Genomic DNA, 21,085 nt, shown 5'->3' on the forward strand with positions numbered 1-21,085 from the left:
TGTGTCCACGGCGGCGGGTGATCAGGCGGCCGGGGTCGGCGGAGGTCCGGTGAAGACGATCAGTATCGCCAGCAGCAGGATGCCGTAGGCGGCCGACGGTGCGCAGTCACACTGCTGCTGTCCGAAGCCGGGGTCTTGATGCATCGCGGGCCCGCGCGCGCCGGGCAGCGCGGAGGTGCGCCCCGGACCCGGCCGAGAGATGATCGATGGGAGATGGCTTTTCTGGCAAACTCTGCGCCTATGGGCGAGACGACTGTTACGACACGGGATGGCCGCGAAGCGTCCGTTCCGTCCCTGGTCGCGGCGAAAACGGAGCAGGGCTCCCGACGCCGTCCGCGTACCCCGCGTCGGCCCCGCCTCTGGTTCGAGATCCTGTTGGTCGCCGTGAGCTACTGGACGTACTCACAGATCCGCAACGCGGTCCCGGAGCAGCGGGCCGGGGCGTTGCGCAACGCCGACTGGATCTGGAGGGCCGAGCACGGCATCGGCCTCGCCTTCGAGCAGTCGGTCAACCACGCGGTGAACTCGGTGACCTGGCTCATCGTGAGCATGAACTACTACTACGCGACGCTGCACTTCGTGGTGACGCTCGTGGTGCTGGTCTGGCTCTACCGCAGTCATCCCGGCCGCTACGCCGCGGCCCGTCTGGTGCTCTTCTCGACCACCGGGGTCGCCCTGGTGGGGTACTACCTGTATCCGCTGGCCCCGCCGCGCCTGATGAACGGCACCCACTTCATCGACACCGTCATGGTCCACCAGACGTGGGGGTCGATGGCCTCCGGTGACTTGAAGCAGATGTCGAACCAGTACGCCGCGATGCCGTCGATGCACATCGGCTGGTCCGTGTGGTGCGGTCTGACGATCTTCGCGTTGGCGTCGGTGCCGTGGGTGCGGGTGCTGGGCGTGCTGTACCCGGTGCTCACGCTGGTGGTCATCGTCGCCACCGCCAACCACTTCTGGCTCGACGCGGTGGGCGGTCTGCTGTGCCTGGCCTTCGGCTTCATGGTCGCGCGGCTCTGGTACGGCGCCCTGCCGTACGCGCTGCCGCGCCGGGTCGCGGAGACGGGGGACGGCAAGAAGCGGAAGGGGAGGAAGGGGAGGGGCACGACAGGGCACGGGACGGGGCCCGGGTCCGGGTCCGGGTCAGGAGAAGGGGAGGGTGCGGACCGCCCCTTGCTCGCGAACCGGTTGTAGGCGCCATCCGCCCGGAGGCGTCGGCCGGCGTCGGCTCAGCCGCCGTAGAACAGTTCCTCGACCACGCCCCGGGCCCGGCGTGCGGTCCGCCGGTAGTCGTCCAGCATGTCCCCCACGTGCCCGGGGCCGTACCCGAGGTAGCGCCCCACGGCGGCCAGTTCTCGGGGCTCCGACGGGAACGTGTCGCCGGCCCGCCCCCGCACCAGCATCACCGCGTTGCGCACCCGGGTCGCCAGCACCCACGCCTCGTCGAGGGTCGCGGCGTCCTCCGTCGTGAGGAGGTCGGCGGTGCGGGCGGCGGTGAGGGCGGCCCGGGTGCGGGTGGTCCGCAGTCCGGGCAGCTGTGCCGCGTGCCGCATCTGCAGCAGCTGCACGGTCCACTCGACGTCGGACAGCCCGCCGGGCCCGAGCTTGGTGTGCAGTTTGGGGTCGGCGCCGCGCGGCATCCGTTCCGACTCCATGCGTGCCTTCAGCCGCCGGATCTCGCGTACGGCGTCGTCGCCCAGCCCTGCCGCCGGGTATCGCAGCGGATCGATCAGCTCGATGAAACGGCGCCCGAGCTCCTCGTCCCCGGCGACGTGCTCGGCCCGCAGCAGGGACTGCGCCTCCCAGACCAGGGCCCAGCGGCGGTAGTACGCCTCGTAGGACTTGAGGGTGCGGACCAGCGGCCCGGACTTGCCCTCCGGTCGCAGGTCCGCGTCGACAAGCAGCGGCGGGTCGGCGCTGGGGATCTGCAGCAGCCGGCGCATCTCGGAGACGACCTTGTTGGCCGCCTGGGAGGCCTCGCGTTCCTCGACGCCCTCGCGGGGCTCGTGGACGAACAGCACGTCGGCGTCGGAGCCGTAACCCAGTTCGTGGCCGCCGAAGCGGCCCACGCCGATGATCGCGAACCGGGTGGGCAGGGTGTCCCCCCAGGTGTCCCGCACCACCGCGCGCAGGGTACCCGCGAGGGTGGCCGCGGTCAGGTCGGACACCGCACCGCCGACCCGGTCCACGAGGGCGCCCTGGTCGGCCTCGGCCTGCTGGGCCTCGGTGCCGTAGGTGGCGACGATGTCCGTGGCGGTCGTACGGAACAGTTCGCGGCGGCGGACCCCGCGGGCGGCGGTGACCGCCTGTACGGCCCCGTCCGCGCGGCCGACCGCGGCGAGGATCTCCTGCTCCAGGTGGGCCCGCCCACGCGGTTCGAGGCCGCCGCCTCCGCCGTCGCCGTCGCCGAGCAGGGCGACCGCCTCGGGCGCGCGCATCAGCAGGTCCGGGGCGAGCCGGCCGGCCGACAGCACGCGCGCCAGGTTCTCCGCCGCCGCGCCCTCGTCCCGCAGCAGCCGCAGGTACCAGGGTGTCTTGCCCAACGCGTCCGACACCTTGCGGAAGTTGAGCAGTCCCGCGTCCGGGTCGGCGGAGTCGGCGAACCACCCCAGCAGCACCGGCAGCAGCGTGCGCTGGATGGCGGCCTTGCGGGTCACGCCGGAGGCCAGCGCCTCCAGATGCCGCAGTGCCGCCGCCGGGTCCGCGTACCCGAGGGCGACCAGCCGCTCCCGGGCCGCCTCGAGGCTCAACCTGGCCTCGCCCGGGGCCAGTTGGGCGACCGCGTCGAGCAGCGGACGGTAGAACAGTTTCTCGTGCAGCCGTCGTACGACGCCGGCGTGCCGTTTCCATTCGCGGGTCAGCTCGGTCACCGGGTCGGCGCGCAGCCCCAGCGAACGACCCAGCCGCCGCAGGTCGGCCTGGTCCTCGGGAACGAGATGGGTGCGCCGCAGCCGGTAGAGCTGGATGCGGTGCTCCATGGAACGCAGGAAGCGGTAGGCGTCGTCGAGCTGTACGGCGTCCGAGCGCCCGACGTACCCGCCGGTCGCGAGCGCCTGGAGCGCCCTCAGGGTGGTGCCGCTGCGGACGGCGGCGTCGGCCCGCCCGTGCACCAGCTGGAGCAGCTGCACGGCGAATTCGACGTCCCTAAGACCTCCCGGGCCGAGCTTCAGCTCGCGTTCGATCTCGGCGACGGGGATGTTCTCGACCACCCGGCGGCGCATCTTCTGCACGTCGGGGACGAAGTTCTCCCGCTCGGCCGCCTTCCAGACGAGGGGTTCGACGGCGGCGACGTACTCCTCGCCGAGTTCGATGTCGCCGGCCACCGGGCGGGCCTTGAGCAGGGCCTGGAACTCCCAGGTCTTGGCCCAGCGCTGGTAGTAGGCGAGGTGGCTGGAGAGCGTGCGCACCAGCGGGCCGTTCCTGCCCTCGGGGCGGAGGTTGGCGTCGACCGGCCAGATGGATCCCTCGACGGTGGTCTCGGAGCAGATCCGCATCATGTGCGAGGCGATCTTGGTGGCGGACCTGACGGCCTTGCCCTCGTCGGCGCCGTCGGCCGCCTCGCCGACGAAGATGACGTCGACGTCGGAGACGTAGTTCAGTTCGTGGCCGCCGCACTTGCCCATCGCGATCACCGCGAGCCGGCACCGCGCGGCGTCCTCCGGCGCGGCGGCGCGGGCCAGGGCGAGGGCGGCGCGCAGGGTCGCGGTGGCCAGGTCGGCGAGCTCGGCCGCGGTCTGGGAGAGGTCGATGGTGCCGCAGACGTCCCGGGCGGCGATCGACAGCAGGCAGCGCCGGTAGGCGACGCGCAGGGTGACGGGGTCGGTGGCCTCCGCGAGGCCGCGTTCGAACTCCTCCACACCGGGGTGCAGGTCGTGCGGCTCGTACATGAACAGGGTGTGCCAGTCGTTCGGGTGCCGGGCCAGGTGGTCGGCGAGCGCGGCGGACGCGCCGAGCACACCGAGCAGCCGGTCGCGCAGCGGCTTGGCCGCTATCACCGTATCGAGCAGTTCACGCCGGGCGGTGGGGTCCGGCTGCGCCTCCAGCAGTCGTACGAGACCGTGCAGCGCGAGGTCGGGGTCGGCGGTCGCGCCCAGCGCCTCCAGCAGGACCGGATCGCGGCTGATGGGGGCGAGCTCCACGCTGTCGAGCAGGCGTTCTGCGGCGGAGGGATCGGTGAAACCGTGCCGCAGCAGCCGCGTGAAGGTACTGCTCCTGCGCCCCGGCGCCGTCATCCCGGCCTCCTGTCCGATCAAGGTCGTACCCGCCCGAGCCTAACCGGAGAGGTGGCGACAAGCGCCGGGGTATGCCCGGATGAGTTGTGACAGCTCGGCGGGTCTGTACCGGGGTGGTCGGGGAAAACCTGGGGTGAGAGATGTCTGGAGGGCCGACTGATGACGGACAAGGACACGGGGACGGGCGCCGCCGCCGGGACCGGTGAGGAGACGGGTGTGGGCACGAGCGCGGGTACGGGTGCGGGTGCCGGGCTGACGCCCGTGTCCCGGCTCGATCCGCGCTACAGCGACGAAACGGCCGTCGCGATCCCCTGGCCGGACGCCGAGGCGTTGCTGGCCGCGGCCGAGCTGTTCTGGATCTCGACGGTACGGCCGGACGGGCGACCGCATGTGACACCGCTGCCCGCGGTCTGGGCGCACGGCGCGCTGCACTTCTGCACCGGGCCGGACGAGCGCAAGGCGAAGAACCTCGCACACAACCCGAACGTCGTGCTGACGACCGGCACGAACATCTGGGACAAGGGCTACGACCTGGTGGTGGAGGGCGAGGCGGTGCGGGTGTCGGACGACGGCCGGCTGCGGGAGCTGGCCGCCGCGTGGCGGACCAAGTACGGCGACTTCTGGCACTTCGAGGTACGGGAGGGGTATTTCCACCACGGTCCCGGCCACGCCGTCGTCTATGCGGTGGCGCCCCACACGGTTTTCGGCTTCGGTAAGGGGGAGCCGTTCAGCCAGACGCGGTGGCGGTTCACCTGACGCACCGATCACCCCATGCACCTCTTCCGTCTACGGCGACCTGGAGGACCAGCGATGGACTTCACCCTCGAAGTGATCCCGCTGCCCGTGACCGACATCGACCGAGCCCGGGACTTCTACCGGGACCGGGTCGGCTTCCACGTGGACATCGACCAGGAGGTCATGCCGGGGATGCGGATCGTCCAGCTGACGCCTCCGGGTTCCGGCTGTTCGATCGCCCTCGGTGACACCGTCTGGGAACTGGCGAAGGGCCCGAAGCCGGCGCCCGGCTCCTACCAGGGCCTCCAGCTGTGCGTGGCGGACATCGAGGCCGCCCGGGCCGAACTGGTGGAGCGCGGCCTTGAGGTCTCCGAGCCGGTGCGGTACTCGCCCGACGACGGTGCGACGTTCATGTACTTCCAGGACCCGGACGGCAACGGCTGGTCGATCCAGGAGTACCGGCGCCGCGAGAGCGAGCCACTGCACAAGGCCCTGGCCGACTTGGCCGGCCAGGAGCGCTGAGGGTCAGATCCTCCCGGTCTGCACATATCGGCAGCCTTCCAGCCGGCGGTACCACCAGACGTGCGGACGCCATCCCCGCCGGGTGGCGACGAACGGGTCCGGCAGGGTGCGGGCGAGATAGACGGCGTCCAGCGCGGCGACCAGGCGCCACAGCTCGGCACGGGCCCGCGGAGGCAGGTTCCGCAGGACTGTGCCGAGCATGTCGCGGGCGTGTCTGACGTCCCTGAGGGAGCAGCCCCGGCAGTCGCAGTCGTCCAGGTACGGGTACCGGATCCCCCGCCCCGGCGGACTCAGGAAGGCCCGGTAGCGCCGCAACGCGGCGGCGGTGACGCCGGGGAAGACGTAGTAGTCGGTCGAGAGCGCCTCGTACCGGTGAATCGCGAGGCTGGTGCGGGCGGAGAGGCCGTGGATGCGGTCCGGGGCGGGGGTTTCCCGACCGCGCGGACGGTGTCGAAGCCGCTGCGTCGCACGCAGCGCGCCGGGCCGGTTACGCGGCATCGGCCTTTCGGTGAGGAGTCATGGGGTCATTGTGCCAGTGCCCTCAGACCGGCCAGGCGCACCGCCCCGCACCCGCTGAGCCTTCAGCCGTCCGTCTCCGGCGGGTCGAAGCGGGCCAGGTCGCGCAGCCAGGCGCGGGCCGTGCTGTCGGACGGTGCGCGCCAGTCTCCGCGCGGGGAGAGCGAACCGCCGGCCGCGACCTTCGGCCCGTTCGGCATGGCGGATCGCTTGAACTGCGCGAACGCGAAGAAGCGACGGCAGAACACGTCCAGCCACTGCCGGATCTGAGGCAGGTCGTACGCCACCCGCTTGGCCTCCGGGAAGTTCGGCGGCCAGGCGCCGGCCTCCGCGTCGTGCCAGGCGTGCCAGGCCAGGAAGGCGATCTTCGACGGCCGGAAGCCGTAGCGCAGCACGTGGAAGAGGGTGAAGTCGTGCAGCGCGTACGGGCCGATCTTGGACTCGGTGGACTGCATCTCCTCGCCCGGTACGAGTTCCGGGCTGATCTCGGTGTCGAGGATCGCGGCGAGTGTCTTCCCGGTCTCCTCGTCGAACTGGCCGCTGCCGATGACCCAGCGGATCAGGTGCTGCATCAGGGTCTTCGGTACGCCCGAGTTGACGTTGTAGTGGCTCATCTGGTCGCCCACGCCGTACGTGGACCAGCCGAGCGCCAGCTCCGACAGGTCACCGGTGCCGAGCACGATGCCGCCGCGCTGGTTGGCGAGCCGGAACAGGTAGTCGGTGCGCAGTCCGGCCTGCACGTTCTCGAAGGTGACGTCGTACACCGGCTCGCCGGAGGCGAACGGGTGGTCCATCTCCTTCAGCATCAGCCGCGCGGTCGGCGTGATGTCCAGCTCCGCCGCGGTGACGCCGAGGGAGCGCATCAGCTTGTGGGCGTTGTCCTTGGTGTGGTCGCTGGTGGCGAAGCCGGGCAGGGTGAAGGCCAGGATGTCGCTGCGCGGCCGGCCGGCGCGGTCCATCGCCTGGGCGGCGACGATCAACGCGTGCGTGGAGTCCAGGCCGCCGGACACCCCGATGACCACCTTCGGGCCGCCGATCGCGGCGAGCCGCTGCTGCAGTCCGGCGACCTGGATGTTGTACGCCTCGTAGCAGTCCAGGGCGAGCCGGTCGGCGTCGGCGGGCACGAACGGGAAACGCTCCAGGCGGCGGCGCAGCCCCAGGTCCCCGGCCGGCGGGTCGAGTTCGAAGGAGACCGTCCGGAATTCCCCGGTCCGCGCGGCGTGCGTACGGCGGTTGTCGTCGAACGTGCCCATCCTCATCCGCTCCTGCCGCAGCAGGTCGAGGTCCACGTCGGCCACCGCGTACTGGTCGCCCATCGGGAAGCGGTCGGACTCCGCGAGCAGGACGCCGTTCTCGTAGATCATGGTCTGCCCGTCCCAGGACAGGTCGGTGGTCGACTCGCCCAGGCCGGCCGCCGAGTAGACGTACGCGGCGAGGCAGCGGGAGGACGCCGAGCGGCACAGCAGCTTGCGGTCCTCGGCCCGGCCGACCGTGATCGGGCTGCCGGAGAGGTTGACGAGGACGGTCGCGCCCGCCAGGGCGGCCTCGGCGCTCGGCGGCACCGGGATCCACATGTCCTCGCAGACCTCCGCGTGCAGCACCAGGCCGGGGACGTCCGCCGCCTCGAAGAGCAGGTCCACGCCGAACGGCACGGTCTCACCGCCGACCCGGATCGTCCCGCCCCGCTCGTCGTCGCCCGCGGCGATCTGCCGGCGCTCGTAGAACTCCCGGTAGTTCGGGGGGTACGACTTGGGCACGACGCCGAGGACCCGGCCGCGGTGCACGATCACCGCGCAGTTGTAGACCCGGTTGCGGTGACGCAGCGGGGCGCCGACGACCAGGACCGGGAGCAGGTCCGCCGACCCCTCGACCACGGTTTTGACCGCCTGCTCGACCTCGTCCAGCAGAGCGTCCTGAAGCAGCAGGTCCTCGATCGAGTAGCCGCACAGGCCCAGCTCGGGGAAGACGGCGACCGCGACCCCCTCCTGCGCGCACTCGCGCGCCTGGCGCAGGACCGCTTCGGCGTTGGCGGGCGGGTCCGCGATGACGGTGTGACCCGTGCACGCGGCGATGCGGGCGAAGCCGTGCTGATAGACCGACCAGAAGTTCAACGGTGCTTCCTCGGGAGAAGGGGGCGGGCACGGAGGGCGGGCGCGGAGCATCTCGTCGGCACGAGTCGGAGTCGAGACACACGGCCAGTGTAATCGTCAGAGCGACGCGATGGGCTGGCGGCCCCTCCGTATCGTCGGTGTCACAGCCCGCCCCCACCGCGGGTGCGATCCGGGCGAATCAGCACAGGCGGCCCGCTTCTGCACTACACCTGCGTACGACGCGATGGGGCGGCGCGAGGTGTGGGCCACCCCACGCCACCGAGCCGGCCGGGCAGTCCGGTCAGACCGGACTGCCCACGGCGCGGGTGACGTGCCGCCACGCACCGCACCGGACGCCGCGGCCTGACCCGGACAGCATCTCCTAGGCTCGCTCGGCGGCCTTCCCCCGGCGCGCCTCGGCGAGTTCGAGGGCAGCGCTCCAGTCGGCGCGCTGCGCGATCAGCCGCCGGTACTTCATGACCTCGGCAGGCATGTCCACGCAGAGGGCGCCGATGACCCGGTCGTTCGCCCGGTAGAGCGCTGTGAACGGATCCCCGTTCGCGTCGTCGCCGCGACCACCTCGATGTGCACGTCATGCCCGTCGGCGGTGGGGATCCCAGCGAACTGGATCCGGCTCGCGTACCAGTCCGACCAGAAGTACGGCACCGTCTCGTAGGGCCGCATCCGTGACGGGGCGACGGCGTTGCGTGCGGCCCGGGCCCCCTGCTCGGCGGCGGTCGTCCAGTGCTGCAGGCGCATCGGGCCGTCGAGGACATCGTCGTGCTGACCTGCTGCGGGGTGTTCACCGTCGGTCACGTCAGCCCCCGCGCCCTCGACCACCTCGCCGCCACTGTCCGGCACGGCGGCGTCCTCGCTCTCAGTACCCGGCTCAGCTACTTACGCGAATCGGGTTTTGCCCAGCACCTGGAGGAACTCATCACCAAAGGAGAGCTCACCCTTGTCGAGGCCTACGACAACGGACCGTACATCGACGAGGAGGGCGCCACGTACTGGGTGCTCCGCAAGGATCGGTGAGGCCCCGCAGCGGGGAACGCGGACGGAGTGAGGCGAAGCATGTCCACCTCGGGTCGGGCGGCCGTCGGTACACGCTGGGATCTGGTGTGTGCCGGGACCGCGCTCATCGGCACCTGCTACGGGTTCGCCCGGTTCGCCTACGGGCTGTTCGCCCCCGAGTTCCAGGACTCCTTCACGATCTCCTCAACGGTGTCGGGGATCATCGGCTCCGGCAGCTACATCGGGTACTGCGTCGCCATCGTCGCCAGCCTGATCCTCACCGAACGGATCGGAGCCCGCCGGATGGCGGTGGCCGCCGGTGCCATGGCGACCGCGGGCACCGCGATGGTCGCACTGGCCCCGTCCACGCCGGTCCTGGCCGCAGGTGTGCTCATCGCGGGTTCCAGCACCGGCCTGGCCTCGCCGCCGCTGGCGGCGGCCGTGAGCCGCTGGGTGCTGTCCGGGATCCAGGACCGCGCGCAGAGCGTGGTCAACGCCGGCACCGGCATCGGCGTCATGGTCTCCGGTCCGATCGCCCTCCTGCTGATCGACCAGTGGCGCTGGGCGTGGGGAGTGTTCGCCGTCCTCGCCGCCGCGGTCACCCTCTGGGTGCACCTGGTCGTTCCGTTCACCTCCTCCGAGGCCGGCACCGAATCCGGGCGGCCAGGCCGGGCCCGCGGCACCGCCCTCATGGTCCTGGCCGCCTTCCTCATGGGGCTGGGCAGCGTCGCGGTGTGGACCTTCGGCCGCGATCTCGTCACGACCGTCGGCGGCGCCGGCAGCTTGGTCTCGACGTCCATGTGGACCGTGCTCGGTGCTGCCGGTTTCATCGGGGCGCTCAGCGGCGACCTCGTGGCGCGCGCCGGGCTCGCCCGGTCCTGGACCCTGGTCATGATCACCATGGCCGGTGCCACACTCCTGCTCGCACTCGCGCCGGGATCGGCCGTCGCTGCATTCGTCGCCGCCGCGGTCTTCGGGGCGTCGTACGTCTGCCTGTGCGGTCTGACGCTGCTGTGGAGCACCCGGATCCACCCCGACCGTGCCTCCTTCGGCGTCGGGGTGTCCTTCCTGATGATCGCCGTCGGTCAGGCCGTCGGAGCGCCGCTGGCCGGTGCGCTGACCGATGCGGCCGGGGGCACCAGCGCGTTCTTCACCTGCGCCGGCATCGCGCTGCTGGGCGCCTTCGTACGCCCCGGACGGGCCATCAGCGCCTCGCACGGCGACGCCGTCCCGGATACCGCCGGAATACCAGCCGGAATACCACATGACAGGGACGAGGCCGGACTCGACGAGACCACGGAGGATCCCGGCCATGCGAGGCGTCATCCTGACCGGGTTCGGCGGCCTTGACACGCTGGAGTACCGCGAGGCCCTCCCGGAGCCCCGCCCCGGCCCCGGTGAGGTCGTCGTACGGGTGGCGGCCGCGGGCCTCAACAACACCGACGTCTGGACGCGTGAGGGGGCCTACAGCGCCCACCCCGCCGCACCCGCGGGGTGGCGGGGAGAGGCCGTCGACTTCCCCCGGATCCAGGGCGCCGACGTCGTCGGCCACGTCGCGCAGGTCGGCTCCGGGACGCCCGGGGCACGGGTGGGCGAGCGCGTCCTGGTCGACCCCATGCTCTACACGGGCGGCGAACGCGAATTGGTGAGGACGCGCTACCTCGGCAGCGAACAGGACGGCGGATACGCCGAGTTCGTGGCCGTGCCGGCCGAGAACGCCCATCCGATCGACAGCGCTTGCGGCGACGCCGAACTCGCGACGTTTCCCACCGCGTACCTCACCGCGATGAGAATGCTCGACCGGGCGCGTGTCACCGCCGGCGAGACGGTGCTCGTCACCGGCGCCTCCGGCGGTGTGGGTTCCGCCCTGGTCCAGTTGTGCGTCCTGCGCGGTGCCCGGGTCGTCGCTCTCACCTCGGCGGAGCGCGCCGCCGAGGTCGCGCAGCTCGGTGCCCACACCGTCCTCCACCGCGAGGGTTTCGCACCGGCCGCCGTCACCGACGAGATCGACGTCGTCGCCGATGTCGTCGGCGGGCTCCTTTTCAACGACCTGCTCGGTGAGGTCGTCCGGCCGCTCGGCCGCTATGTCACCGCGGGCGCCGTGGCAGGTCCGCTCGTCACGGCCGACCTGCGCAGGCTCCATCTGAAACAGGTCGAACTCATCGGCTCGTCCTTCGGCTCCCACGACGACTTCACCGAGTTGGTGGCGCTCATCCGCAGCGGCTCCCTCAGACCGCTCCTCGCGCGCACCTACCCCCTCGCGGACCTCGTGTCGGCCCAGCGGGAGTTCATGGGAAGGAACTTCGTGGGCAACATCGTCGTCATCCCCTGACTCCGGCACGGCGGGACGCGCCACACACACGCCCGCCCCCGACGGGAAACCGTCGGGGGCGGGCGCTCCGTTGCCGGGCCGGATGTCAGTTCCGGCGGTACGACTCCACGTAACCACTCGCGGGCGTACCCACGCCGGTGACGTCGTCGTAGCCCTTCACGGCCTTGAGGGAGCTGTCCGCGCCGAGGGTGCGGACGGAGGTGAGCAGGCCCTCGGACGCGTCGTAGCTGTTGGCGTAGTCGACGCGGGCCACCGCGAGGCCGGAGCCCGTGGGGTTGTCCGTGACGTCGTGGTACGCCTTCGTACCGTACTTCGCGTAGATCGACGGGTTGGCGAAACCGATCGCCTTGCCGCCGCGTGCCTGCTGGGCGAGCGCCTGGACCGCCGCGATCACCGGCGAGGCCAGCGAGGTGCCGCCGATGCGGTACTCGCTGTACTTCTGCGACCCGTCGGGGAAGGTCTGCGTCTGGCCGACCTTGAAGCCGGTGTTCGGGTCGGCGATCGCCGCGATGTCCGGGACGACGCGGTTGCCGGCGGCGCTGTTGGCCGTGGCGAGCGCGTTCGGGACGACACCCTTCTGGTAGAAGGGCTCGGCGACCGTCCTGCTGGTGCCGCCGCCCGCGCCCGAGGTGAACGCGCCGGGGAAGTCCGTCCAGCTCTTGCCGTCCGCGGACAGCGAGGCCTTCTCGGTGCCCCAGCCGGTCTCCCACAGGTACTTGTCGCCCTTGCCGACCGCCAGCGAGGTACCGCCGACCGCCGTCACCCACGCCGAGTTGGCCGGGGTGTCGACCTGCTTGGTCCCGGTGTTGGCGACCTCGTCGCCGTTGTCGCCGGAGGAGAAGTAGAAGCCGATGCCCTGGACCGCGCCCAGCTGGAAGACCTGGTCGTAGGCGGCCGCGAGGTCCGGCGTCTGGTTGGCCTCGATGTCGCCCCAGGAGTTGGTGACGATGTCGGCCAGGTGCTTGTCGACGACCTTGCCCAGCGAGTCGAGCAGGTCGTCGTCACCGCAGGAGGCGGCGCCGACGTACGTGATGTTCGCGGCGGGCGCGACCGCGTGCACGGCCTCGACGTCGAGGGTCTCCTCGCCGTACCAGCCGGAGGCGTCGCAGGCGTCGGTGTTCGTGTACTTCTTGGGCAGGACCTGGCGCAGCTGTCCGCTGCCGTAGGCCGCGTCACCGTGCTTGCTCGCGTAGGTGGACGCGTCGTACGCGATGGTCGGCGAGGCGTACGCGTCGGTGATGGCGACCCGCACGCCCTTGCCGGTGTAGCTGCCCGCGCCGTACGCGGCGCGCAGCTGCTTGCCGGTGTAGCCCTGGACCGCGTAGGGGACCTTCCCGCCGTAGGCGTCCGGCAGGGTGCTCGCGGTGTTCGAGCCGTAGTAGGAGGAGAACGGTCCGGCGTTCTTGAACACGGCGGCGGGCGACGGCAGTTGGTCGGCGTGCCGCGCCACGTGCGGTGCGGTGTCCAGACCGGTGACGGTGAGGACGGCGCCGTTCAGGCTGTCCGGCGCGGAGGCCGTCTTCGTCGGCGCGCGGTAGGTCTTGGAACCCTTGGCGTAGTTGTGCAGCTGGGTGCCGAAGGCCTTCTCGGCGGCGGCGACGTCACCGGAGACGGTGAGGTAGTGCCGGGTGACCCCGGTGACCTTCAGACCCGCCGAGGTCAGCCACGCCCTGACCGCGGCGACCTGCGCCTTGGTCGCTCCGAACTGGGCCTGCGCCTGATGGGCGCTCAGGTAATTGCCGTACGAGGCCGAGGTCGGGTCGGACACGGCCTTCGCGTACGCGGCGAGGCCGGCGGCGTCCCGGCCGGCGAGGTAGACGCGGGCGGTGACCTGGGAGGCGTCCGCGGTGGCGCCCTGGTCGGCCTTGGCGGTGGCCCAGGCGGGCTTGGTGCCCGCGAGCAGGTCCCGGCCCGGGTTGTCGGCGGCGTGCGCCGCGGGTATGCCGAGCGCCAGCGCACCGGCGAGCATGGGCAGAGTCGCTGCCATGCTCATCCCGGCGCGCACCTTGGCGCGGTTGGATCTCATGGAACCCCCTGTGCGGTTCGACGCGAGTAGATCACTCGACGGTGGCCACTCTCGCGACGAACCGTTCATGCCAGGGGAATGCCAGGGCCAAGAAGGACCCAAGTAACCTAATGACATGGCCATTTGAGGGTTACCCCGCGACCGGCCCGCGACCAGGACCGAGGGTTAACCCTTCACGCCCTTCACGGACGGGCTTTCGCGCCCCGCTCCTTCAACATGCCCGCCATCAGATCGATCTCCGACTGCTGCGCGTCCACCATGCCCTGGGCTAGTCGTTTCTCCACCCCGACCGTGCACCTGTCCACGCAGCCCTCGGCCATGTGGATGCCGCCTTTGTGGTGGTCTGTCATCAACTGGAGGTAGAGAACCTCGGCCTGCTTGCCGCTCAGCTTGTTCAGCTGCTTCAGCTCGCTGTTGGTCGCCATGCCCGGCATCAACGCCCCGTCCTTGCCGGTGGCCATGTCCCCCATGCCCTGCCAGGTCATCGGCGGGTCGGCGGACACCTTCGGCAGTCCCCACAGGTCGAGCCAGCCCAGCAGCATGCCGCGCTGGTTGGCCTGCGTCTGCGCGATGTCGTACGCGAGCCGGCGCACCTCCTCGTCGTCGGTGCGGTCACGCACGATGTACGACATCTCGACGGCCTGCTGGTGGTGCACCGCCATGTCCCGGGCGAACCCGGCGTCGGCGGACTCGGCGGCGGGGACGCTGTCCGAACTCCCGTCCTCGGCGACGGCGTAGCTGATGGCGCCCGCCGCGACCAGCACCCCGGCCACGGCGACGGCCACTGAGGCGATCCTCACTGCGGCAGACCCCCCGTGCACGCGGCGCCCGGCTCCGGCGTCTGCTCGCCCTGCACGAACTTCTCGAAGAACTTGTCGACGTTCGGGTCGTCGGCGCTGGTCACCGTGCGCTGGTGCCCCCACGCGGTCAGCATGATCGGGTCCTTCTGCTGGTCGTCCGGGCTCATCAGTGTGTACGGCGTCTTCTTCACCTTCGCCGCCAGCGCGTCCACGTCGGCCTTCGAGGCCTTGCTGGTGTACGTCACCCACACCGCGCCATGCTCCAGGGAGTGCACGGCGTTCATGTTGTTGAGGTCCTTGGTGTAGACGTCGCCGTTGCAGTTCATCCATACCTGGTTGTGGTCGCCGCCGACCGGGGGCTCCGTCGGGTACTTCACGGTCTTGGTGACGTGGGTGCGGCCCAGCGTCCCCTTCCAGGTCTTCACACCGTCCGAGCCCGTGACGAAGTGCCCCTTGCCCTTCCCGTCGGCGGCCGTGCTGCCGCCGTCGTCGGACTGCGACTGCACGAGGACGACCGTCCCCACCACGAGACCCACGGCGACCACGACACTCGCGGCGATGACCAGGACGCGGTTGCGCCGCTCCCGGCTCTGCTCGGCGCGCCGCATCTCCTCTATGCGCGCCTTGCGGGCCGTGCCACTGCCGTCTTTGGCACTGCCGTCCTTGGCGCTGCTGTTCTTGGCGGAGCCCATGAGATGTCCTTCTGGGGGAAGAGGGGCCGGTCGGGTCAGCTGATCGTAATAGGGAGGGAAGGGGCTCTCGTGGCGAGGGCGCGGGATTGGCCGTGACGGCTCGGGAATGGCCGAAGAAGGGCCTGCGGATCCCGGCATTACGGATGCGGGTGCGAACAGGCAAGATGGGCAGCGGAGCAGTACACCTGCCGTATGGGAGGCGTTCGCACCGAGGTCGATTTCCCGATCATGGTGCGCAATGCGCACGAAACGCGGTTGTGGTGGGATGCTCAGGTGCCCGACCGCCTCCCGTTGGACCGGAAACAGGCGGCCTGACCAGCAAGGATGGGGAAGCGGAAGATGGACAAGCAGCAGGAGTTCGTGCTCCGGACGTTGGAGGAGCGCGACATCCGGTTCGTACGCCTTTGGTTCACGGACGTGCTGGGCTTCCTCAAGTCCGTCGCCGTGGCCCCGGCCGAACTCGAACAGGCCTTCGATGAAGGCATCGGTTTCGACGGCTCCGCGATCGAGGGCTTCGCCCGGGTCTACGAGTCCGACATGATCGCCAAGCCCGACCCCTCGACCTTCCAGGTCCTGCCCTGGCGCGCGGAGGCCCCCGGCACCGCCCGGATGTTCTGCGACATCCTCATGCCGGACGGCTCCCCGTCCTTCGCGGACCCGCGGTATGTGCTCAAGCGCGCCCTGGCCCGCACCTCCGACCAGGGCTTCACCTTCTACACCCACCCGGAGATCGAGTTCTTCCTGCTGAAGGACCGCCCGCTGGACGGCTCCCGCCCGACACCGGCCGACAACTCGGGCTACTTCGACCACACCCCGCAGAACATCGGCATGGACTTCCGCCGTCAGGCGATCACCATGCTGGAGTCGATGGGCATCTCGGTCGAGTTCTCCCACCACGAGGGCGCCCCCGGCCAGCAGGAGATCGACCTCCGCTACGCCGACGCGCTCTCCACGGCGGACAACATCATGACGTTCCGCCTGGTCATGAAGCAGGTGGCGCTGGAGCAGGGGGTCCAGGCGACCTTCATGCCGAAGCCGTTCTCCGAGCACCCGGGCTCCGGCATGCACACCCACCTCTCCCTCTTCGAGGGTGACCGCAACGCGTTCTACGAGTCGGGCTCGGAGTACCAGCTCTCGAAGGTCGGACGCTCCTTCATCGCGGGCCTGCTCAAGCACGCGGCGGAGATCTCGGCCGTCACCAACCAGTGGGTGAACTCCTACAAGCGCATCTGGGGCGGCACCGAGCGCACCGCGGGCGCCGGCGGCGAGGCCCCCTCGTACATCTGCTGGGGCCACAACAACCGCTCCGCCCTGGTCCGGGTCCCGATGTACAAGCCCGGCAAGACCGGCTCGGCCCGCATCGAGGTCCGTTCCATCGACTCCGGCGCCAACCCGTACCTCACGTACGCGGTCCTCCTCGCCGCCGGCCTCAAGGGCATCGAGGAGGGCTACGAGCTTCCCCCGGGCGCCGAGGACGACGTCTGGGCCCTCTCCGACGCCGAGCGCCGCGCACTCGGCATCGAGCCGCTCCCCCAGAACCTGGGCGAGGCCCTGACCCTGATGGAACGCAGCGACCTGGTCGCCGAGACCCTCGGCGAGCACGTCTTCGACTTCTTCCTGCGCAACAAGCGCCAGGAGTGGGAGGAGTACCGCTCCGAGGTCACCGCGTTCGAGCTGCGGAAGAACCTTCCGGCGCTGTAGGGGCAGGTCGGAGCGGGTTTCCTGCTGGTGGCTGATGGGGCCGACGGTCGTGGACCGTCGGCCCCGTGGCGTTTCACTCCCTCTGGGCCGTGCCGGGTCCACGTAAAGGTGATCGTCCGGCCGGGAGACGGCAGCCGGGCTTGCGGACCGCCCACCGGGTTTGCAGGCTTCGCGTCACACCAGCAGGAAGGAATGCCAACCATGATCCTCCCGAAGGTCAGGGACCCTCGCTTCGTGACGATCCGCCGCGGTGGGACTCTCACCGATGCGGATCACCATCTCCTGGCCCTGTGGGCGGCGGCTTGCGCGGAGCACGTCCTTGACCTCTTCGAGTCGGCTCAGCCCGAGGACCCACGGCCGCGCCAGGCGATCGAGCATGCCCGCGCCTGGGTGCGTGGCGAGGTCAAGATGATGGAGGCCCGCGCGGCAGGCGGCCATGCCATGGGCGCGGCCCGTGACCTGCGTGGCGCGGCACGGCATGCCGCTTACGCCGCCGGCCAGGCGGCAGTCGTCGCACACGTCGCCGCGCACGAGCTCGGTGCCGCCGCTTATGCGATCAAGGCCGCACGCGCTGCCGCGCCGAAAGGCGAGAGCGAGGCCGCAGGGCGACTCGAGTGCCAGTGGCAGCGCGACCAGCTCGCGGAGCCGATTCGCGAACTCGTCCTTGACGACCAGCGATTACGCAATGACATTTGCTGGTCGGTGTTCGACTGCTGAACTCGCGCGGTGCGGCACGTCATCAGCGAGGCAAGGTCAGTCTCGCCGACGCAGCGCGTCAACCGAGTACTGGCCGCAGGAGCGGTTGAGCGGGCTGCAAGGTGGCAGCCGATCGCCGACCAGGGCGTGTTGCGAACCTCCCGTCGTTCGCCCGAAGGGCGCCTCGCGGGCGTCAGGCGCGTGCTCTCGGCGTGGCGATCGCGATGCCTCGGGGCCGACAGTCCGTCGACTGTCGGCCCCGAGGCGTCTCAGCACCTACGTGCAGGTCACCACCCGCGGCTCAGTGCCGCACCGCCTCCGCGTCCTGCGGGACGTGGGAGGCGACCAGGCGGCCACGGCTGGTCGCCGGGGCCCGGCGGCGGTCCACGGCGTACGCGGCGCCGGCCACCGCCAGCCCGAGTACGGCCAGGGCCGACCCGGCCGTCGCCGGAGAGGTCACGCCGAAGCCGGCGGCGAGGGCGGCGCCGCCGATCCACGCACCCCCGGCGTTCGCCAGGTTGAATGCGGCCTGGTTGGCGGAGGACGCCAGGGACGGGGCCGCCGACGCCTTCTCCATGACCATCAGCTGGAGCGGGGAGCCGGTGGCGAACGCCGCCGAGCCGAGCAGTACGACCGCCACGGCCGCGCTCCACGCGGTGCTCATCAGCACCGGGAACAGCGCCAGCACCGCCACCAGCGACACCAGTCCGCCGAACAGCGTGCCGCGCAGCGAGTGGTCGGCCAGCCGGCCGCCCAGCAGGTTGCCCGCGGTCGCGCCGACACCGAACAGCGCCAGCAGCAGGGTCACGCTGGAGTCGGCGTACCCGGCGGCGTCGGTCAGCATCGGCGTGATGTAGCTGTACGCGGCGAACAGGGCGCCGAAGCCCGCGACGGTCGTACCGAGCGCCAGCCAGACGGGGAGGGACTTCAGCGCCGCGAGTTCGCCGCGCAGACCCGTTTCCGCGGCCGCCGCCCGGTCGTGCGGGATCAGCAGGGCCAGCGCGGCTATCGCCGCCAGGCCGATGGCGCCGACGCCGAGGAACGTGGCCCGCCAGCCCATGTGCTGGCCCATCAGCGTGGCGACGGGGACGCCCGCCACGTTGGCGACCGTCAGCCCGAGGAACATCAGGGACACCGAGCGGGCCTTGCGCTCCGGCGCCACCATGGTCGTGGCGACGACGGCGCCCACGCCGAAGAAGGCGCCGTGCGGGAGGCCGCTGAGGAAGCGGGCCGCCAGCAGCCAGTGGTAGTCGGGGGCGAACGCGGAGAGCACGTTGCCCGCCACGAACAGCGCCATCAGGCCGATCAGGACCGTCCGGCGGGACATCCGCGAGGTGACCGCGGCCAGCAGCGGCGCGCCGATCACCACACCGAGCGCGTACGCCGAGACCAGGTGTCCGGCGGTGGGGATCGAGATGTGCAGATCGTTCGCGACGTCGGGCAGCAGGCCCATCATCACGAACTCGGTCGTACCGATGCCGAAGGCGCCCACGGCTAGGGCGAGCAGGGCCAGGGGCATGAAGAGACCATTGCCTTTCAAAGGGAGAGCAGAGTTCCGTACGTCTTGCTGTTTCTTATGTTCAAGTACGGAACAAAGCCGCCCTGGCCCGGTATTCCAGCCGTCCCGGTCAGGACGACGTGTCGACACTCACACGTGCCGCCACCGGCAGGTGGTCGCTCCCGGTCTCCGGCAGCGTCCACGAGCTCTCGGGCTCGATCCCCTTCACCAGGATCTGGTCGATCCGCGCCATCGGGAACGAGGCCGGCCAGCTGAACCCGAACCCGCTGCCCGCCGCACCCTGCGTGGAACGCATCTGGGAGGTCACGCCGTTGAGCGCGCGGTCGTTCATCGTGCCGTTCAGGTCACCGAGCAGCACGACCTTCGTGAGCTTCTCGTCGGCGATGGCCTCGCCCAGCGCGTCCGCGCTCTTGTCCCGCTGCCGGGCCGTGAACCCCGCCTCCATCTTCACCCGCACCGACGGCATGTGGGCGACGTACACCGCGACCTGCCCCTCGGGGGTGGTCACCGTGGCCCGCATGGCGCGCGTCCAGCCGAGCTGGATGTCGACGGCCCGGACGCCGGTCATGGGGTACTTGCTCCACAGACCGACCGTGCCCTGCACCGAGTGGTACCGGTACGTCGACGCCAGCGCCTTCTCGTAGACCGGGACCGCCGAGGTCTTCAGCTCCTCCAGGGCCACCACGTCCGCGCCGGACGCGGCCACGTCACGGGCGGTGCCGGCCGGGTCCGGGTTGTCGGCGTTGACGTTGTGCGTGGCCACCGTGAGGTCGCCGCCGGTGCCCGCCTTGTCGCCGAGCAGCCCGCCGAAGAGGTTCAGCCAGACGATCGCCGGGAACAGCACGGCGATCAGCGCGGTCGCCGACCTGCGCACCAGCGCGAGCACCAGCAGGACCGGGACGGACACGCCCAGCCAGGGCAGGAAGGTTTCAATGAGGCTGCCGGAGTTGCCGATCGTGTTCGGGACCTGCGCGTGCAGCAGCATGATCAGGCCGACCAGGACCGCGAGGGCGGTGAGCACCATCCCCCGGCGCCAGATCCCCCGGCCGTCCCGCCCGCCGGCGAACAGACGGTTCGCCAGCCGGCTCATCAGGCGCCGGATCCGGGTTCCCCGAGGCTCGTGACCCGAGCCCTGGTTGTCCGTCTCCGTCATGTACGCCTGCTGCGCCATACCGTTGCCTCACTGCCCGCCGTGCCCACCGTTCGCCCCCCGTGCCCCTAAGGGGTGCTTTCACTATGCCCGCCCGGGTCGCGCGGCCTGGCACCGCACCTCGCCGCGTTGCCGAAACGCCCACGTGGCTCCTCCCCCACTCTCGGCTGCGCTCGAGCGGGGGGACCCCCATCGAGGACGCTCCGGCGCCTTGCGATGCACGGCACCAGACCACGCGACCTCACCGGGCGCTCATAGCGAAAGCACCCCTAAACCCTAGGGGATGACGGGCACCTTCCTGTCCGTCCCCGGGACGTCCGTACGGGCACGATGACGAACAAGTCGGCGACACCAGTTCCGCTCCTGGTCACGAAAGCGCGCTCTGTGACGAAACACGCACATGCGCTACGCCGGTCAGGAAGTGACGGGTGGTGAGTTCGGCGGCCTCAGTCCTTCGAGGAGCGCGTCGACGAGTTGCTCCGCCAGGCCCTCCGGAAGGTCGGCGTCCGGGCGCATCACGGTGCGCAGCAGCATGGGCCCGACGAGCAGGTCGTTCATCAACTCGGCGTCCATGTCGGCACGGAGTTGGCCGCTGCGCTGCCCGCGGCGCAGGACCTCGAGCTGGATCCGGCGGCGCGGCTCGATGACCGTCGCGTGATACGCGGCCCAGATCTTCGGGCTGCTCTTCATCTGGGCGTAGACGCTGTGCAGGACCACCGACGAACGGGTCATCAGGCCACGTTGGCGTAGCTGTTCCAGCAGTGCCACCAGGTCGTCGCGTACCGAGATGCCGGGCAGCTCGGGGTCCTGTGGCTCGGTCGCGCGTACGACGTCGACGAAGAGCTCGTCCTTGCCGCTCCAGCGGCGGTAGATGGTGGCCTTGCCGACGCCCGCGGTGCGGGCGATGCGCTCGATGGACAGCTCCGCGAGGGGTACGCCCTCCTCCAGGAGCTTCACCACCCCTTCGACGATGGCGTGTTCCACGGCCTCGCTCCGTGGGCGGCCCCGGGCGGGGCCCTCCTGCCGGGGCCGGCCGTCGGTGAGACCGCTCACGTCGCTC

18 protein-coding genes and 1 pseudogene are annotated in these 21,085 nt (G+C 70.8%); 8 read left to right on the forward strand and 11 right to left on the reverse strand.

From position 1 onward, the window contains the following. Positions 1 to 21: 21 nt before the first annotated feature. Positions 22 to 144, reverse strand: a complete 123-nt coding sequence (locus ABZ027_RS06645) for a hypothetical protein (RefSeq protein ID WP_356765384.1) — start codon at positions 142 to 144, stop codon at positions 22 to 24. Between the two features lie 96 nt (positions 145 to 240). Between ABZ027_RS06645 and ABZ027_RS06650 the strand changes: the two genes are divergently transcribed. Then, positions 241 to 1,194 carry a phosphatase PAP2 family protein gene (locus ABZ027_RS06650; protein ID WP_356765038.1) on the forward strand — a complete coding sequence of 318 codons (954 nt, stop codon included), beginning with the start codon at positions 241 to 243 and terminating at the stop codon, positions 1,192 to 1,194. Between the two features lie 35 nt (positions 1,195 to 1,229). Here the strand turns inward: ABZ027_RS06650 and ABZ027_RS06655 are convergent, their stop codons facing one another. Further along, the gene (locus ABZ027_RS06655; RefSeq protein WP_356765040.1) at positions 1,230 to 4,232 is read right to left on the reverse strand and encodes a bifunctional [glutamine synthetase] adenylyltransferase/[glutamine synthetase]-adenylyl-L-tyrosine phosphorylase; all 3,003 of its coding nucleotides are present in this window, start codon (positions 4,230 to 4,232) and stop codon (positions 1,230 to 1,232) included. A 159-nt stretch (positions 4,233 to 4,391) separates the two neighbouring features. Here ABZ027_RS06655 and ABZ027_RS06660 point away from each other — a divergent pair, with 159 nt between their 5' ends. Beyond that, positions 4,392 to 4,988, forward strand: coding sequence for a pyridoxamine 5'-phosphate oxidase family protein (locus ABZ027_RS06660; protein WP_356765042.1), 597 nt, complete (start codon positions 4,392 to 4,394; stop codon positions 4,986 to 4,988). Positions 4,989 to 5,042: 54 nt separating this feature from the next. Further along, positions 5,043 to 5,489 (forward strand): VOC family protein, encoded by a 447-nt coding sequence (locus ABZ027_RS06665; RefSeq protein ID WP_356765044.1) that lies wholly within the window; start codon positions 5,043 to 5,045, stop codon positions 5,487 to 5,489. A gap of 3 nt (positions 5,490 to 5,492) precedes the next feature. Here ABZ027_RS06665 and ABZ027_RS06670 read toward each other — a convergent pair whose 3' ends face one another. The 3 genes and pseudogenes from ABZ027_RS06670 to ABZ027_RS06680 form a co-directional block, all read right to left on the reverse strand. Further along, entirely contained in the window at positions 5,493 to 5,987 is a 495-nt protein-coding gene (locus ABZ027_RS06670; RefSeq protein WP_356765046.1) for a hypothetical protein, read from the reverse strand. Between the two features lie 83 nt (positions 5,988 to 6,070). Beyond that, the gene (locus ABZ027_RS06675) at positions 6,071 to 8,116 is read right to left on the reverse strand and encodes an NAD(+) synthase (protein WP_356765048.1); all 2,046 of its coding nucleotides are present in this window, start codon (positions 8,114 to 8,116) and stop codon (positions 6,071 to 6,073) included. 361 nt (positions 8,117 to 8,477) lie between these two features. After that, positions 8,478 to 8,657, reverse strand: a pseudogene (locus ABZ027_RS06680) (oxidoreductase C-terminal domain-containing protein); the annotation flags it as partial. Positions 8,658 to 8,839: 182 nt separating this feature from the next. Here ABZ027_RS06680 and ABZ027_RS06685 point away from each other — a divergent pair. The 3 genes from ABZ027_RS06685 to ABZ027_RS06695 are packed head-to-tail and all read left to right on the forward strand — an operon-like array spanning position 8,840 to position 11,441. Then, positions 8,840 to 9,130 (forward strand): hypothetical protein, encoded by a 291-nt coding sequence (locus ABZ027_RS06685; RefSeq protein WP_356765050.1) that lies wholly within the window; start codon positions 8,840 to 8,842, stop codon positions 9,128 to 9,130. 39 nt (positions 9,131 to 9,169) lie between these two features. Then, entirely contained in the window at positions 9,170 to 10,459 is a 1,290-nt protein-coding gene (locus ABZ027_RS06690; protein ID WP_356765052.1) for an MFS transporter, read from the forward strand. After that, entirely contained in the window at positions 10,422 to 11,441 is a 1,020-nt protein-coding gene (locus tag ABZ027_RS06695) for a zinc-binding dehydrogenase (protein WP_356765054.1), read from the forward strand. Before ABZ027_RS06690 ends, ABZ027_RS06695 begins: the two co-directional genes overlap by 38 nt. An 85-nt stretch (positions 11,442 to 11,526) precedes the next feature. On the opposite strand, the gene ABZ027_RS06700 is transcribed toward ABZ027_RS06695, so the two are convergent. The 3 genes from ABZ027_RS06700 to ABZ027_RS06710 form a co-directional block, all read right to left on the reverse strand. Then, complete coding sequence (locus ABZ027_RS06700) at positions 11,527 to 13,467, reverse strand: S53 family peptidase (protein ID WP_356765056.1); 1,941 nt, start codon at positions 13,465 to 13,467, stop codon at positions 11,527 to 11,529. Positions 13,468 to 13,649: 182 nt separating this feature from the next. After that, positions 13,650 to 14,252, reverse strand: coding sequence for a DUF305 domain-containing protein (locus ABZ027_RS06705; protein ID WP_356765058.1), 603 nt, complete (start codon positions 14,250 to 14,252; stop codon positions 13,650 to 13,652). An 11-nt stretch (positions 14,253 to 14,263) separates the two neighbouring features. Beyond that, positions 14,264 to 14,959, reverse strand: a complete 696-nt coding sequence (locus ABZ027_RS06710; RefSeq protein ID WP_356765060.1) for a DUF3105 domain-containing protein — start codon at positions 14,957 to 14,959, stop codon at positions 14,264 to 14,266. Positions 14,960 to 15,298: 339 nt separating this feature from the next. Here ABZ027_RS06710 and glnA point away from each other — a divergent pair, with 339 nt between their 5' ends. Continuing rightward, complete coding sequence (gene glnA, locus ABZ027_RS06715; RefSeq protein WP_356765062.1) at positions 15,299 to 16,660, forward strand: type I glutamate--ammonia ligase; 1,362 nt, start codon at positions 15,299 to 15,301, stop codon at positions 16,658 to 16,660. A 201-nt stretch (positions 16,661 to 16,861) separates the two neighbouring features. Continuing rightward, complete coding sequence (locus ABZ027_RS06720; RefSeq protein ID WP_356765063.1) at positions 16,862 to 17,377, forward strand: putative immunity protein; 516 nt, start codon at positions 16,862 to 16,864, stop codon at positions 17,375 to 17,377. A 280-nt stretch (positions 17,378 to 17,657) separates the two neighbouring features. On the opposite strand, the gene ABZ027_RS06725 is transcribed toward ABZ027_RS06720, so the two are convergent. From ABZ027_RS06725 to ABZ027_RS06735, 3 genes are all read right to left on the reverse strand, one after another. Continuing rightward, positions 17,658 to 18,875: an MFS transporter gene (locus ABZ027_RS06725; RefSeq protein ID WP_356765065.1), complete on the reverse strand. Its 1,218-nt coding sequence runs from the start codon at positions 18,873 to 18,875 to the stop codon at positions 17,658 to 17,660. Positions 18,876 to 18,984: 109 nt separating this feature from the next. Then, entirely contained in the window at positions 18,985 to 20,046 is a 1,062-nt protein-coding gene (locus ABZ027_RS06730) for an endonuclease/exonuclease/phosphatase family protein (protein ID WP_356765067.1), read from the reverse strand. Between the two features lie 393 nt (positions 20,047 to 20,439). Next, positions 20,440 to 21,078 carry a TetR/AcrR family transcriptional regulator gene (locus ABZ027_RS06735; RefSeq protein ID WP_356765368.1) on the reverse strand — a complete coding sequence of 213 codons (639 nt, stop codon included), beginning with the start codon at positions 21,076 to 21,078 and terminating at the stop codon, positions 20,440 to 20,442. Between the last annotated feature and the right edge of the window lie 7 nt (positions 21,079 to 21,085).

Source organism: Streptomyces sp. NPDC006332 (assembly GCF_040612855.1).
Taxonomy (GTDB): Bacteria; Actinomycetota; Actinomycetes; order Streptomycetales; family Streptomycetaceae; genus Streptomyces.